We start from the raw sequence: 15,992 nt of genomic DNA on the forward strand, positions 1-15,992 counted from the left end.
ATGGCCAAAGTGATCCCAGTAGGCCAGCCAGTTAATGATGCAGAGCGCAGCGCCATCGCTTACCTGCGGGATCGCTTGCCAGACAGTTTCGTTCTGCTTCACAACTTCGAGATCGAGCGGCAGGGCGAGCGCTTCGAGATCGACATCGCATTGCTGACCCCGCACGCTCTTTACCTGATCGACGTGAAGGGCACGCGCGGCACCATCGATGTGTACGGCAACAAGTGGTACCCCGAGGGACGCGCGCCGTATCCGTCGCCGCTGGGCAAGCTGCGCGGCCATGCGCGCACGGTGAAGGGCTTGGTGACCCAGGCCAATCCCGGTCGGAATGAGCTGGACGGTATCTATGTCGATGCCGCCATCCTGCTCACCGCGCCCGATGCGCACCTGAACGACCGCGAGCAGCTGGATGCAGATCGGGTGGTGAAGCTGAAGGACGCAGAGCGCTACTTCAAGGATGCCACGCGCATCCCGGCGCGCTTCTCCAAAAACATCCTGCAGCAACAGGGCTTGATCCTGCATGCCTTGAAGGTGGTGAAGCCCGCTTCCGCCGTGCAGCGCTTTGGGCACTGGCAGGTGAAAGAAAAGCTCGGGGCGGCGGAGGCCTACACCGAGTTTCGTGCCGAGAACGCGTTCGCGGGTGGCACGGCTCGCCTGCGGGTGTACCAGGCAGACCCCTACCAGCCCGAAGACGTGCGCAAGGCGCAGGTCAACCGCATTGCCAATGCCTACCGGGCGCTTTCCAAGCTGCCGCTGCATCCCAACATCGTCGCAGCGCGGGATTTCTTCCCGGCCGATGACGACAAGTCCTTCATCCTGATTCTGGACGATGCACCGGGCCAGGCGCTGACGGTGCACATGGCTCGACCCCAGTTGGCGCTGACGCTGGACCAGAAGTGGCGCGTGGCCAAAGACCTGTTGGCGGCCTTGGCCCACGCCCACCATTACGGCGTGGTGCATCGCAACCTGACGCCAGGCGCAATCTTGATTGGCCAGGACGGCACCACGCGCATCACCGATTTCGACTTCGCCAAGCCCGGTGTGGACCGCAGCCTGACGATTGCGACGGACATTGTTGATCTGGTGGAAAAAGCCTATGTGGCGCCTGAAGCGTTCCGGGAGCCGGGTGCCGCATCCAGCGCATCAGACATCTTCTCCGCAGGCGTCATCCTCTACGAACTCTTCACCGGAGAGCGCCCGTTCGCGGGCGAGCCCACCACCGTGTGGGATCGGGTTGGCGAGTTCCTCAACAAGCCTTCGGCACTGCGACCGGAATTGAACGAGGCCTTTGATACTTGGCTGCAAAGCTTGTGCGCTTTTGATGAGCACCAACGGCTGACCGCATCTGCCGCGCTGGCCGCATTGAATGCTTTGCTGCAACCTGTGGCGCAAGCAGCCAGCCAAGCTGCAGAGGCACCGAAGCCCGAGGTCGTTGAAGTCGATGATGCCCAGACCGACTACCTGAACTTGGCGGCAGGCCATCGCCTGACCCACAAGTTCATCGTGGAGAAGAAGCTCGGGCGCGGCAGCTTCGGTGTCGTCTACAAGGTGATCGACACCTTGGGTGATGTGGCTCGCACGGTGAAGCTCATTGTCAGCGACAGGCACTCGACCCTGGAACGCCTGAAGAAAGAGTACCGCCACCTGGTGCATATCCCCGAGCACCCTCACGTGGTGCGTGTGCTGGATGCGGATGTGATTCCAGGGCGGGACATCCCCTTCCTAGTGTTTGAGTACGTGGAAGGGGCCGATGTCGGCGACATGATCCAAGACCGCCTGCTGTCCCCTGAGGATGCGCTGGAGCTGGGCAAGCAGGTGATTGAGGGCCTGGTGCATTTGCATGCGCAGGGCTTCCATCACTGCGACATAAAGCCACGCAACCTCTTGTGGACCCAGAAGGGCGCGAAGATCATCGACTTCAATGTGTCGGTGCGGGCCGACGACAAGGAGTCTCGCGGTGGGGGCTCGCGACGCTATCTGCCGCCGGACTTTGACCCTGAGGTCATTCCGCACAACGGCGAGCGCGCAGACCGCGATCTGTATGCGCTGGGCCTGACTTTGTACGAGGCATTGACCGCCTGCTACCCGTGGGACACCACGGAACCGCCCATCAACAAGCCTGCGCCGGATCCGCGTGAACTGTCGGGCTTTGCCGACTTGGCGCCAGAGTTGGTGAACGTGGTGCTCAAGGCCATTGCGCCGCGCAGGGCAGAGCGCTTCCACGCGGCCGTCGATTTCCGCGATGCGCTGGCAGAAGTTCGCCATGCGCGTCGAGCGCAGACGGTCAGCCTGGCGGCCATGGCGACGGCTGTCAGTAGCGGGCAGCCCGCCTTGGCTGAATCGGCACCCAACACAAATGCGTTCGTATCACACCTGCTGACGCTCTACAGCCAAAGCCGGCGCAGCAATGCGGGTACGCGGGGCATGGATGCGCTTGGGTTCTCAGCCTATGTGGACACCGCGCTGGACCGTGCCTTATTGCCTGCCGTGCTGCAGGGGGAGTTCCGGCTAGTACTGATCTCTGGCAACGCTGGTGACGGCAAGACCGCTTTCTTGCAACGCCTGGAGAAAGAGGTCGAAGCGCGCGGCGGGGCCGTCAATCGTGGTTTGGCAAACGGCAGCGAGCTGAGCTTGGACGGCAAGCGCTACCTGATCAACTACGACGGCAGCCAAGACGAGGGCAACAAGAACAACAACCAGGTGCTGCTGGACTTCCTGGCCCCGTTCAAGGGCAACGATGCAGCGTCCTGGAGGCCCCAAGAGACGCGACTGATTGCGATCAACGAAGGCCGCTTGGTGGACTTCCTCGCTGCGCATGAACAGGATTTCCCGGCGCTCACGGGCCTGGTTCGGCGGGCATTCGCCACGGGGGAAGCGGAGTCTGGCGTGGCGGTGGTGAATCTGAATCTCCGCAGCGTTGTGGCGGATGACGCCAGCAATGCTGAGGGCGGGTCTATTCTGGAGCGCACGCTGCGAAGCATTGTCCGCCCGGAGAACTGGGCTGCTTGTGAGCAGTGTGATTTGAAAGACAGTTGCTACGCCTTGCACAACGCGCGCAGTTTCCAGGATGAGATCGCCGGGCCGCGCTTGTTGGAACGCCTCAAGACGCTTTACACGATGGCGCACTTGCGCGGGCGCTTGCACATCACGATGCGCGACCTGCGTTCAGCGCTGTCGTTCATGCTGATTGGCAACCGCGACTGCGGCGACATTCATGCGCTCTACGCTTCAGGCAAGCACGATGACGTGGCCCGGAGCTTCTACTTCAACAGCTGGATGGGTGGCGGGCAAGCCACCTCGGACCGGCTGCTGACGCTGCTGACTAACCTGGATGTTGGCAAACAGGAAGACCCCCGCTTCGACCGAGGCTTGGACTTTGTTCAGCCCGATGACCGAGCCCTGTTCCGCTTTGAGCGCCGAGGGCAGTTTGACTTCGAGGTGTTGAAGCGCCTGTTCGGCGACCTGCCGCGTGGCGTGTCTGACTCGTCAGTTCGCCACCGCGCGCGTAAGCATCGCGAGTATGTGGCCATGGCACGCCGCAAGCATTTCTTTGAGCGGCGTGACGCGAGCTGGGAAAAAATGTTGCCCTATCGCTCCGCCAAACGCATGGTGGAGATCGTTCGAGGCGAAATGCCTATCGACGAACTCACGAGCGAAATCCTGCATGCCATCAACCGTGGCGAGGGGCTGCAGCGCCCGGAGCGCCTTGGAGCCAGCCTGGCCTTGCAGTTGCGGCAGGTCGAACACGGTACGGTTCGGAGCTACCGGCTCTTCCCCGTGGAGGGCTTTGGGCTGCAGGTACAAGACTTTGCGGCCAAGGCTCGCTTCGTTGAACACCTGCCGACCGGTCTGCTGCTGCAGTACCAAGGCCAAGGCGCAGGTGCCATCAGCAGCGAGCTGATTATCAACCTCGACGTGTTCGAGATGCTGGTGCGGCTGAATGAAGGCTATCGGCCTAGCGTTGAAGAGATGCAGGGTTTTTATCTCTGCCTTGGCGTATTCAAGAACAGTCTCAACGCGCAGCCTTACCGCGAAATCCTGCTAACCACCACGGGGCACGACTTCTACCGCTTGGCCCGCCATGACGATGGTCGGGTAGAGATGCGTTTGCTGCTCGGTCCGGTGAAAAGCGCTCGCCAAGAAGAAGCCGCAGAGAGCAGCGCCAGGGGGAACTGATGGCATTGCAGAAGAAGGACAGGGAGTTCCGACTCCCGAAAATCAGCTATCTCGACTTCAAGACCATCGAGATGGATCGGGTGCTCACCGGCTTGTTCGAGCGGTTGGAGCATGGGGGCTATCCGAGCGTTTTCCGCGACAAGCGCGAGCTGACCGTGGACAAGTTCGTTGATGACATCCTCGATGCTAGCGACAAATTCTTGGGCTTCACCCAGCACCGAGACATGGTGGAGCGTTGGGTGGAAACCCACCTGATGGACATCGTGAATCGAGGCAAGAAAAACGCCGCCGTGGCAGGGCCGCGACCGCTGCATGGCTATACCTATCGCTTTCGCAATCCGAAGCACTCCCGTGACTACGGCGCCGCCCAGCATCTCTATCAGATGCTGTATCACGCAAGAAATAGGTCTGGGCACCACGCCATCGAGCATCTCAAGGGCTTCTTCTTCGACGGGTTCGACAAGCTCACAAGAGAGCTCAACGACAAGGCGTTGACAGACATCGAGACGGCGACGCTGCTGCACTTCTTGTCGCAGAGGAAGGACACGGCGGACACGCGCGCGGGCGGAGATCGGTTTGCGCCTGTATGCATCGGCTCAGCCGATCTGATGGCCGAGGACATTCAGCGACTGCTGTTTTACAAGCCCTTCATGCCGCGCTCGGTGATGGTGGAGTACCTGAAGGTGCTGCTGTCGTTTCACTTGGCGCTGTATCACCTTCGCTTGCTGAAGCTGCTGCCTGCCTGGCAGAAGCTGGAGGGCGCCAACTCGCTGTGCGCTGAATCGGCATGCCCTATGAAGCCCCGCGAGCAACGCGAGCCTCAGGGGGACTGCCCCTACAAGCTTGGCCTGTTCGTTGATCTATCGGGGAGCGCAGAGTCTCCTACTGCAGCGCTGGCAGAGCGCAGCGCAGATGGCTACTACCGGCGAGTTCCTAGCTTTGTGCGAGCGTACTTCGTCGCCAAGAAGCTTGACGAGTTTTCTGAGCATCTCGTTCGGAGAGGGAAACTGATTCGGCCCTTGAATTCCGTGTTCTCGGTCGGCGAACTCTACGGTCTGCAAGGGGAACCATTCGCGGAAGAGCGAGACAAGTTCTTTGGTGAGCGGCTGGCCGGACTGCTGGAATCCTTGTCTGAGGGTGATGCGGGCCTTGACGCAGAGGTCGAGGCCATCACAAAGATGGGGCTCTCGGACTTCGACACCTACATCGAGATTTTGGTGGCTCTGCGTGGTGCCTTCCATCGGAAGTACATCATCGAGTCTTTGGACGCGACGATGTTGAAGAACAAGTCGGGGGCGCTGCTTGCGCAGACCCGCGCGCGGAACGCACCTCGCCGATTTGCGCTGGAGAGTCGCCTGCTGGAAGTGTTGCTGCAGATCGCGGTGTTGCGACCCGGGGGGGACCAGGGCTACTTCACCGGCGAGATGCGGATCGACGACTTGCTGTCGTTCTTGCGCGAACGCTATGGCCTCTACATCGATCAGCTGCCGCCCGGTGAGGGGTTCAGCGCTGCGACCATCGACGAACGCAAGGCACTGCGCAGCAATGTGCAGGCATTTACCGGACGCCTGCGCGAGATTGGCTTCTATCGAGATTTGTCTGATGCCTACGTGACCCAGACCGTGGTGCCGCGCTACACGATTGCAGAACGAAACGAAGGAGCGCGCGCATGAGTCAGGGACTGCGTGAACTCACCAATCAAGAACTGAACGCCGCGCTGGAATCGGTCCTGCTCCCAAAGCTATCCCAGCTACTTGCCGCCCGCGGGCTTGGGCATTGCATGCGGGTCACAGACTTGGATCGGGAGCTGATGGTTCGCTTGGCAGGTGGCCTGCGGGCTGCCGTGCCGGCAGCGAGCGTCGTGGTACTGGCGGACGAAGGATTGCGCGCGATGGCACCGGACATGGCTGTCAGCAGCACCAAGCTGGTTGAGTTGCGGAATCCGCTACCGAACGATGAGCTTCGGCCCCCGTTGCTGGTCTTCGTGCCGAATGACCTGCGCGCTTCAGCGGAAGACTCTTTTGGCGTCGCGACGTTCGAAGAGGTCTCCATCGATGGCGCGTATGCGGAGCTGAATGGGCAGTTGCTGGCTCAAGTTCCTGCCAACTTGCGGATGGCTGTAGAGGCCTGCTTGAGCGAGTCGCGGCGGCGTGACGGCCGGTGGAGGTATGCCGATGACGCTGCTGTGGCTCGTTACCTGCTCACCTGCCAGATCAATGAGTTTGATCCGGACGCCATGGGGGCAGCGCTGTTTGAGCTTGCTCTGGTGCCGGACTTTGAGTTGTTCCAGCAGGCCGAGCGCGCACCTGCGCGGGTGGCGCGCAACCGAGAGTGTGTTGAGCGTGTGACCTGGTCGACCAGGACGGAGCGCGTTCGCGCGCTTGAGCTGGGCTTGCTAGACCCTGTGTTCTGCAAGCAGCTTGGCGAGTTCTTCTCTCGCATCGGCGTCTCCAACCCCAAGGAGTGGACGCAAGCCATCGTTCGTGACCGTGTGAATTGGCCGCTTGCGTTCAACAAGTGGTTGTTCGAGGACGGTGGAGTCAACCCCGATGCCATCTATATCGGCGATGTTGCACTGCCTGACTTGCCCGTGGTGAAGGATGACAACGAAGACCCCCGGTTGGCTGAATTGATCGGGCACAAGGTGCTGCCCATCTCAAAAACCGGGCTCAAGAAGTTCAGTGTCTCTTTCCGTGTTGACCCCGTGCCGTCCAAGGTCGAAGGGTTGTCGCGGTTTGTGGCAGAAGTTGTGTCGCGCGACAACGGGCCGACCGGTCTGCGTAGGCGTAAAGCCGCATGGAGCAAAGGAACCGACTCCGGTGCGATTGCTTTCTCGTCAATTGGCAAGATCGATTGGGAGGAAGGCTGGCACTACGTGCGGGTGTATGCAGAGACCGAGGACGGTGATCGCATCCCTCTCGCGGACGGAGAGGGCAATCCCACCCGGTTCAACACTGATGCAGCGGAGACACACGCCGGCCCCAACGAAAGCGACCTCTTTTACGTGGTCACCGACGACGAGGTCGAGGTAGAACCACCACAGCGTGCGGTCCCGCGTGAGGCGAGCTTGATGCATGCGTTGCTGCGTGCACGTTTTGCGGCCGTGACTCAGGATCGTGACCCTGGAACCGTTACTGTGACCAGCTGCGGCTGGGTGGAACGCAGTAACAAGGCCACAGCCGGCAGCGAGACCTTGGAGATTCGCCTGGGTAAGGAGGGTAAGGCGAACGTCTTGGTGTCCAGCCTTTTGGCGAACCTGGAGCGGGCGTTTCTTGAAGACCCCGAAGGCCTAAACCGCTTGAGACTTTCAATCAGCGCTTCGGGTGTTTCCACGCGATCCACGACGTCCTTCAAGTGGCCAGTCTCGGATGAGGTAACTCGGTTCCGAGAGGCACGGCAGACGTTTTTCGCCGCCGTGCTGAAGGGGCACCGGCGGCTGATCATGCAGGCCAGCGATCTTCTGTCCCTTCAGGAATCGGCTCAGAACTATGCCTCCGCCTACTTGGCTTGGATCGACGCAGTACTTGCACGTGCCAGCTCCACAGAGACGGCCGTTGCGCGGCAAGCAATGGATGAGCTTCGCTACGCGCTCACCATCGATTCAGTGGCTCTCGTGCTGGAAGACTACCAAGGCAGGCGACGAGATGCTGTGCTGCTAGGGCCGACGCATCCGTTGCGTGCCAACTGGCATGTCGCATGGAGCCATCTTGGACAGGCCTGGATGGAGCGGAGCCGGGCTAGCAACAAAGAGTTTGTGGTCCCTACACGTGACGCGGTGATCAAGCAGCTGGCGCCAGCGGCATTTCCGCCGGTCGTTCCCTTCGGTGAGGAGCTGGGACGGACAGCGCTGGCTGTCGACAACATCAACCCGTTCTGGTCTTTGTACGCAGCGACCGATGAGAAGGACCCTCGTGGCCTGATTGGGGAGGTTTGTGCTGCCTTGGGCTTGCCAGAGCCAGCCATCGGCGGTGCAACCATCGATAGTGCTTATCTTGCCGCGCGCGTGCAGCGTTATCTGGTCCAGCACCCGTATGTGGAAACGTTGACGATCAACGCTTTCAACGTGGGGCGCGCAGGCGCAATGGCCGAGGTACTGCTGGCACTCCAACGACGTCCTGATTTCGCCGATCTGCGTTACGACATCCGGCTCTTCGTGCTTGATCCTGCAGCGCCTTCGACTGGGGAAGCGTTGCTGGAACTCTTGTCGCCAGATTCGGGAACCAGCGCCAAGGAGGCAGACGCCTTTTCGACGCCAACCAACAGTCATTTGCACCCCAAGCTGCGATTGGCCATTCGTGCGATCAAGGAATTCCGTGAGGATCCGGATTTGCATGCGGCGCACCTCTCCTTCTTATTTGACTTGTTCCCTGCAGAGGAAATCCGAGCTGTTGATGTTCAGGACAGTGACGACTCTTCGTTTGTCCATGGTCTGGTTCAGCCTTTCGACGTGGACTATCTGGAAGACGAGCAGTCCATCACTTGGCTGCGTCGTCCACTTCATGGCGCCGCGCACCCGTTGGAAGGGGCGGAGGCGTTATCCGACCTCATGGGAGGCATTTCCCGTGCTGTCTCGATCGCAGTGGCGACGGTTGCTCGCAGTCAATACCTTCCACATGCGCGCCCTGTTGTTGCCTTGAGCCTGTCCGCTGATGAGCGTGCCATGCTCCATCAGGTTCACGAGGTCAGTGATTGGGTGCTTACGATTGATCGAAACTTGGGGATCGAGTTCTTCGACCATCGTCGCCATGCCACACGGCCAGACTATCTGATCGACCACTCGCCCGACATGGCGAACGCGATGAGCCATCGGTTGGCGATCACCTCGCGGTCTGTCGCTGAGCTTGAGTCTTTGCTGATCCCCATCTTGGGTGAGTACGGACTGCCCAATACGGGCCGACATGCGTTGGTGATGTTGGATCAGCTTCGATCGTTGTCCGGCCGGTTGGCCTTGAAGCTACTGTCCTCCTCGTCCCAGAGAGCCGAGGCGATGGGCTTGGCGCTCTCACGTTTGTTCCTCGAACACCAAGGTGTTTTCCAGAACCAAGTCGTCGTGCCGTTGGACGCGCACTTGGAGTTGTACAAGGCGTTGAAGCAAAGCGCGGAGGAAATGGGCGATGAGGTCAGCTTCCGACGGACTGACCTTGCCCTGTTCGACCTCGACCCAGCCCGCCGGGTTGTGACATGTCGGCTGGTCGAAGTGAAGTGCTACAGCCAAGTGGGCGATGTGGCTGCCTACGCACGGTTGAAGGCGTCCATCGCTGATCAGATCGCTCAGTCCGAGCACGTCGTGGCCTATCACTTCGACCCCAGGATGGCTGACGTAGATCGGCCTGACCGCCCCATCAAGAATCGCGATCTTGCTGCACTGCTAGGCTTTTACCTAGACCGATCCGAGCGCTACGGCGTGGTGTTGCCAGAAGCAGCTGAAGAGGCTCACTACTTCCTTCGGCGTCTCGATGAGCGCCCTTACACCCTGCAGTTCACACGAAGTGCCGTGGTGTTTGACTTCAGCAAGCCAGGTACCGAACTACCCGAGCACGAAAACGGCATCGAGTTCTATCGGATCGGTAGTGATTTGATCCGGCAATTGGTGGAATCGGCGGTGACGGACACCGAAACGGTGGCCAGCGTTCAGTACGCTCGCTCTGCCGACACAGCGCGAGAGGTCACGCAGGAACTGCTCCGTCGCAGGGAGTTGGCGCCGGCGGTTCCTACATTTGAAACCGCAGCCTTCCTTAGCCCGCCACGTGATCGAACACTCGCGTGGGACGACAGTCCGAAGGTCAGATACATGCAATATGAGGGGGTTTCCAGCGTGCCCTTGCGGGAGCCGGAACCTTCCGCCTCGGCGCACGTGGCTCTTCGGCCAGTTGGCACCGTGCCGTTTGCAGGCACTGACACGCCACCACCGTCAACAGACAAGTCGGGTGCGGATGCGACCACGGGACAAACGCCCGCATCGGTTCTTGTTGCAGAGGACGAGGCTCCCCAGAGGACGTCCGTTATACAGCTGCAGACTCAAGATGGCGAGGCTGCCGATAGCCGCGTGGTTTACGACATCATGCTCGGCGCCACGGGAGCAACACCGCAGTACGGCCTGATTGGTGAAGTGTCTGGGCGCAAGGTGGCACTTGATCTCAATCAGACCCACACCATCAGCCTGTTCGGCGTTCAGGGTGGCGGCAAGAGCTACACCTTGGGCAGCGTGGCAGAGATGGCTTCGCTGCGGATCCCTGGTATCAACTGCCTGCCCGAGCCGCTGTCCACGGTGATCTTCCACTACAGCCCAACGATGGACTACAAGCCCGAGTTCACATCGATGGTGGGAGCAAACTCGGTGGAAGAGCAGGTTCGAGCGTTAAAGGCAACCTACGGCGCCGAGCCGAAGGCAATCGCAGATGTCTTGCTCCTCGCGCCGGCAGATAAGGTTGAAGAGCGTCGGACCGAGTACCCGGGTATCGAAGTGCGCCCTTTGCAGTTTTCGGCATCAGAGCTGAAGGCTTCGCACTGGAAGTTCTTGATGGGCGCCGTAGGCAATCAAGCTACGTATATCCGCCAGATCATGCGCATCATGAAGACCATGCGCGACGACATCACCCTTGACGGCCTGCGCGCGGGCATTGACGCATCGTCGGTTCCCGATCACCTCAAGGAACTGGCGCGGATGCGACTCGACCTGGCTGCAGAGTACATCAAAGACGGCATGTCGCTCACTGAGGCGGTGAGACCGGGCCGACTGATCATCGTGGACCTGCGAGACGAGTTCATCGAGAAGGATGAAGCACTCGGATTGTTCGTGGTTCTCCTGCAGCTATTCGCTGATGCGCGGATCGATGGGCGCAGCTTCAACAAGCTTGTGGTGTTCGACGAGGCCCACAAATACATCGAGAGCCCCGACTTGGTTGCCGGGCTGATCGAAGTCGTCCGAGAAATGCGACACAAGGGCGTCAGCATCATGGTTGCAAGCCAGGACCCGCCATCTGTACCAGTGAGCCTGATTGAGCTGTCTAGCCAAATCATCATGCACAAGTTCAACTCGCCTGCTTGGTTGAAGCATATTCAGAAGGCCAACGCTGCGCTCGGCAACCTGACACCAGAGCGCATGGCGTTGCTGAATGCTGGGGAGGCATACGTCTGGTCAAGCAAGGCGACCGACGAGTCGTTTTCCAAAGGAGCTGTCAAGCTTAGGTGTAGACCTCGCGTTACCCAACACGGCGGCGCGACGCGAGTTGCGGTCAGCGGCTAAGCATTTGCAAACGTCGCACTCCACTGCCTCTTCGCCGAGAAGCGGGTCGGCCCATCTTCACGATGCGCGCTGGTCAGACCGATGCGAGTCGGCAGTGGTGAGGAAGCAGCTCCTCTATTCAGCCGTCCGTGCCGGGCCCCCGAGGAGATAGGGAAGCACCCAGCAGATGAACGTTTGTTATTGAGGCTGGCCTGAGCAACCGTCGAAGGCGGCACTGCAGCGCACCAGTTCTCGTAGGCATCATCGACGTGCGTGTGGCTTGACTAGCGGCCGTTCGTCTTTCGAGAAATGAACTTCCTCGCGCGCAGTGATAGCTGATCAAGGAGTTCACGTTCTTGCTGAAGGCTGAGCGGTGACATAGATCTGTCAATCAGGATCTGCAAAAAGTCGCCGACTCTTTGGCGCGCCAGGATTTCGACTGATCCTGTTGGCGTGTCGCTTCGAAGCGGCGACTGCAACGGGATTGCTCTAGCTTTGACGAGAGCCTTGGCCGACATGCCCTGCTCGGATAGGGGGAGGAGCTGTTGGAGGCGAAATAGATGCTCCTCGCTGTAGCGGGCAGCACGCCCCTTCCCGACCGGTGGTGGCAAGAGCGCTTGCTGAACGTAGTAGCGGATTCGTCGAGGCGACGCCCCGGACGCCTCGCACAGTTCGTTCATCGTGAAAGCCGCAGGCGCTGTGTTGGGGTTTTCCATCATTTATCGGATAACTCGACGTAGCTGCGTCGAGATTTTGGCGTAGCCGGGGTGCGACGCGCAATGTCACGGGCAGATTTTCAGCAAGGAGGAAACCTGCCACCACCTACGAAGTTCGCTGGCGTGCAATGAATCCACCGCGCCATGGTGGGTGATCAATGTCAGCAAGTCGAGTTCTTCGAACTTGACGCTTGACGTGTCGAGGTTGGAAAGTTGACTCGTGGACACGAAGAACTTTTTCAGGCTCGCACCGGCACTGGAGCGTTTTCGCAAACAACGCGGCGTCTCGCAGAAGGCTGCGGCGCTTGCCGCCGGTATTGATGCGACGCGCCTTAGCGCGATTGAGCGTGGTCGTGTGGTCGGGCCGGGTAAAGACTTTGTCGAGCGGTTGATTCGAACCATAGAGATGACGCCGGACGAGGCGGACCTCCTGGCTGAGCTGGCCGCGCGAGATCGAGTCATGCGCGAAGTGATTCGAAACTTTCCGCCCGCTGCACACGCGTTCCTAGACGCTGCATTGGATGCGGCTCAGGTCCTTGCGGCTGAAGACGTGGCCGAGGCGGAGCGCGGTCTGCGACAAATGGTCCAGGCCAAAGTCCGCCTGCAGGCATTCGTAGCCAGGGCCTAAACGGACATGAGCGACTTCAATGTCGGGCCGAAGGCAACGCGCGTACTGGGGGCCGACCTTCGATTCCGTCGGGAGACGGGAATGAGGTATCTCCATCAGGCCAGTCTCGGACTGGATTCGTCTTGCTCGTCGACGGGCGTGCAAGGACCATTGCCGGAGGGCAGACCGTGATCACATAAAGAAAACGGCGAGTGCTCGGGAAGCAACTCGCCGTGGAAGTTCCAGGCCCAAAGACCCAAAACACAGTAACGCAAGTATCCCTGGCCGGAACTCCCTCGGTCAAGGCAGGACGCCGCCGCCTGCCTTGTTGCCCTCCCTCGATTGACCAAGAACGCGTCAACTAATTGATGCGCAGGGGTCAACTCTTGCCTCAGTTTCGCGGCAGCTCATGTCGCTGAGGGACGCAAGGAAGCAACCCTGCGCCCAGTTTCGGGCGCCGAGGAGGAACCATGTCCAAGAAACCCAACCAGCGGGTCGATCGTGACGACCCTTTTGACGATCTGCTCAACAGCATTTCGGACTTCATCGCGAGCCGCACCGTCCGCAAGATCGTGGTCCGACGCCGACAGGCCGAGCGAGCCCGGCCTTGCGATCCGTCGCTTACAAAAACGGAAAACGAGTCTTTGCCTCATCAGCCGGAGCGCAAATGAAGCCGGCAAGAGCAATCGTTACGCGGTCGCCTCACCGCAACGTAGGGGTCGTGCACGCGCCGCACATCCAAGGCGCACCAATCGACTGGGAGTCTTTCCGGGAACGTTCTTTCATTCGGTTGGCCCTCACGTGCACAGCTATCGCGCACATCCAGCACCAACCATTCCAGATCCACTATGTCGACGCTGAAGGCCAGACGAGAAAGCACACACCCGACTTCCTGGTAACGCTGCGAAGCGGTACACGCGTGGTGGTCGAAATCAAAACGACCCCATACATCCCCGAGCACCAAGAGAAGTTCGATCGATCCGCCGCGCAGATGCGAGACAAGGGCGGTTGGTACTACGTGGTGACCGAGAAAGAGCTGAACACGGAGCGCGAAGAGCGTGCCGAGATTTGGCGCCGCTATGCCCGCGCGCCGGCTCCGGCCGATCAGATTGAGCGCGCGCTCCAACTTGTTCGCGAGAACCAGGGTGGCCAGACGGGCGCGCAACTGAGCGCTGCGGGCGTGTCCCTCCAAACCATGTACCACCTACTCGGCCGCCGGGTCCTGACAGTGGGCCGCGACCTGCTGCTCAAAGACACGACGACCCTCAATTTCCCGGAGAAAGAACAAGATGACCGTCTTCAGTTTGACCGTTGGTTTGGTTGTGCGCCGTGGGAATCGGACCTATCAGCTGGAACGTGAGCTTGAGGACGGCACGCTCGTATTCCAGGATCGCGTTTCGGGCCGGCCTTGGAGCACCACAAGAGCGGCGCTTTGGCGCGAACTAGACAAGGGAGATTTGTCTGTCGTCTTGGGCGACACGCCCGATGCTGCCAAGCCGCCAGACGCCCCATCAAATCTGTTGTTCACATGGACCTCATCTCCCGAGAAATGGAGGAAGGAGATTGAGCGAAGGCTGGAGTACATCAAGGCCGCTCGGCGCAAGGGACTCACGCGTGGCATGAGAACCGCCATGGAGGAAGTGATAAAAGAAGTCGCAAAGAAGCGAGGCGATGTGTCTCCTCCAAGCGAATCCACCCTCATGGCATGGATGCGCAAGTTCGACCTTGGCGGAGGAACGCCAGCATCGCAGCTCAGTGGGTACGCCAATCGGAAACAATCGAAACGCACATCGCTCAAGCTACTCGCGTTCTGCAGGGAAGGCTTGCGAACCTTCTACTGCACTCGCAAACGCCCATCTTTGCGAGACACCCAGGTCTTCATCGAGAAGGGCATCCCCGCCGCGGTCAAACAGGGAAGGCTAGACCCCGCAGATGGCACGCCCACCTATTCGCTGTTGCAGCGCCTGAAGGGCGAGATTGATCCCTACGTCCTCGACGTGAAGCGCTACGGAGCGGCCTATGCCAACAACCGCTGGCGCTACTCGAAGTCGGGGGCTGGCTGCACGCGCGCGCTCCAACGCTATGAAGTCGATCACACGGTGCTGGACATCGTCGTGATCTGCGACAAAACCGGCATGCCCCTCGGGCGCCCTACCCTCACAGTGGTCGTCGATGCATACAGCGGCTACGTCGTCGGCTTCTTCATCAGCTTCTGGGGAACTGGTCTTGCCGCAACCTTCTGCGGCCTGCGTGTGGCCATCGCACCGAAGGAGGATTTGCGCAGCGTCATCAAGGGCCTTGAGCACGAGTGGCTCGGCATGGGCCTTCCCGAGGAACTGGTGCTCGACAACGGCCTGGAGTTCCATTCGCCGCAGTTTCGGCAGATGGCGCTCCAGCTGTCCATCGATCTGCAGTACTGCGCCGTTCGCCAGCCTTGGCTCAAGCCCTTTGTCGAACGTGCCCTGGGCAAGATCCTCGGGTATTTGCCCGCGGCAGGTCGAGTTCGCAAAGGGCTCACCAATGAGCTCCCCCTGGATCCAGCCGAAACGGCAGCAGTCACCTTTGGGGACCTCGTGCGCGGCCTGCTGATCGCGTTCTTGGACGTCCATCCCTTCGAGATCAACCAGCGGCGGCTTTCCCGACCCTACGATCTGTTCGCGGAGAGCCTGGAGCTGCTGCCGCCCGCAACCCTCCCCATGGGCACGAAGGAGCTCGAGATCATCGTGGCGCCTTCAGACGTTCGAACCGTTGGCAACGAAGGCATCGTCACCGAGTATCTCCGCTTCAACAGCGACGAACTGCAGGCCCTGCGACGCAAGACCGGGCACACCTTCAAGACGACCACCAAGCCGAACCCGGAGAACCTCGAATACATCTGGGTGCAAGACCCGACCAGCAAGGGTTGGCTCATGGTTCCCAGCTGCCAACCGGAGTACACCCGCGGCCTCTCAATCGTTCAGCATCGCGCGATCCGCTCGTTCAAGAAGGCGGAGTTGTCGCGCAAGGGGGCTGATGAGACCCTCATGCGCGGCAAGGTGGAACTGATGGAGATGTGGAACAGCCGGACCATCCATGGCCGCCGTCTCAAGAGCGCGCACCTCCGCGCTTTGTCGGGCTTCACTTCGAGCCACGCGCTGCGCTTCGATGACGACGAGGCTTCCCCGCCGGCGCAGGACTCGAAACGCATCGTCACGCCGGAGGAGATGGCGCCGTCGCCTCGAGATATCCCCGCCTTCGAAGGCTTCGCGATGTAACGACCCACGAACAG

The 15,992-nt window shown here is 60.3% G+C and carries 8 protein-coding genes; 7 read left to right on the top strand and 1 reads right to left on the bottom strand.

Going from position 1 to position 15,992, the window contains the following annotated elements; translation table 11 throughout:
- Genes mads6 through mads8 form a run of 3 tightly spaced genes read left to right on the top strand, consistent with a single transcriptional unit; the run spans position 1 to position 11,422 of the window.
- Positions 1–4,176, top strand: coding sequence for a methylation-associated defense system protein kinase MAD6 (gene mads6, locus RXV79_RS27820; protein WP_316704710.1), 4,176 nt, complete (start codon positions 1–3; stop codon positions 4,174–4,176).
- The gene (gene mads7, locus RXV79_RS27825) at positions 4,176–5,849 is read left to right on the top strand and encodes a methylation-associated defense system protein MAD7 (RefSeq protein WP_316704712.1); all 1,674 of its coding nucleotides are present in this window, start codon (positions 4,176–4,178) and stop codon (positions 5,847–5,849) included. Before mads6 ends, mads7 begins: the two co-directional genes overlap by 1 nt.
- The gene (gene mads8 / locus RXV79_RS27830) at positions 5,846–11,422 is read left to right on the top strand and encodes a methylation-associated defense system ATP-binding protein MAD8 (protein ID WP_316704714.1); all 5,577 of its coding nucleotides are present in this window, start codon (positions 5,846–5,848) and stop codon (positions 11,420–11,422) included. Before mads7 ends, mads8 begins: the two co-directional genes overlap by 4 nt.
- A 263-nt stretch (positions 11,423–11,685) precedes the next feature.
- Here mads8 and RXV79_RS28225 read toward each other — a convergent pair whose 3' ends face one another.
- The gene (locus RXV79_RS28225) at positions 11,686–12,120 is read right to left on the bottom strand and encodes a helix-turn-helix domain-containing protein (protein WP_413816724.1); all 435 of its coding nucleotides are present in this window, start codon (positions 12,118–12,120) and stop codon (positions 11,686–11,688) included.
- Positions 12,121–12,337: 217 nt separating this feature from the next.
- Here RXV79_RS28225 and RXV79_RS27835 point away from each other — a divergent pair, with 217 nt between their 5' ends.
- From RXV79_RS27835 to RXV79_RS27850, 4 genes are all read left to right on the top strand, one after another.
- Entirely contained in the window at positions 12,338–12,745 is a 408-nt protein-coding gene (locus RXV79_RS27835; protein ID WP_316704717.1) for a helix-turn-helix domain-containing protein, read from the top strand.
- Between the two features lie 449 nt (positions 12,746–13,194).
- A complete protein-coding gene (locus tag RXV79_RS27840) occupies positions 13,195–13,395 on the top strand; it encodes a hypothetical protein (protein ID WP_316704719.1) in 201 nt (66 codons plus the stop codon).
- Positions 13,392–14,084: a TnsA endonuclease N-terminal domain-containing protein gene (locus tag RXV79_RS27845; RefSeq protein WP_316704721.1), complete on the top strand. Its 693-nt coding sequence runs from the start codon at positions 13,392–13,394 to the stop codon at positions 14,082–14,084. Before RXV79_RS27840 ends, RXV79_RS27845 begins: the two co-directional genes overlap by 4 nt.
- The gene (locus tag RXV79_RS27850) at positions 14,014–15,978 is read left to right on the top strand and encodes an integrase catalytic domain-containing protein (protein WP_316704722.1); all 1,965 of its coding nucleotides are present in this window, start codon (positions 14,014–14,016) and stop codon (positions 15,976–15,978) included. Before RXV79_RS27845 ends, RXV79_RS27850 begins: the two co-directional genes overlap by 71 nt.
- The last annotated feature ends 14 nt before the right edge of the window (positions 15,979–15,992 follow it).

The organism is Piscinibacter gummiphilus (genome assembly GCF_032681285.1).
Classification (GTDB): Bacteria; Pseudomonadota; Gammaproteobacteria; order Burkholderiales; family Burkholderiaceae_C; genus Rhizobacter; species Rhizobacter gummiphilus_A.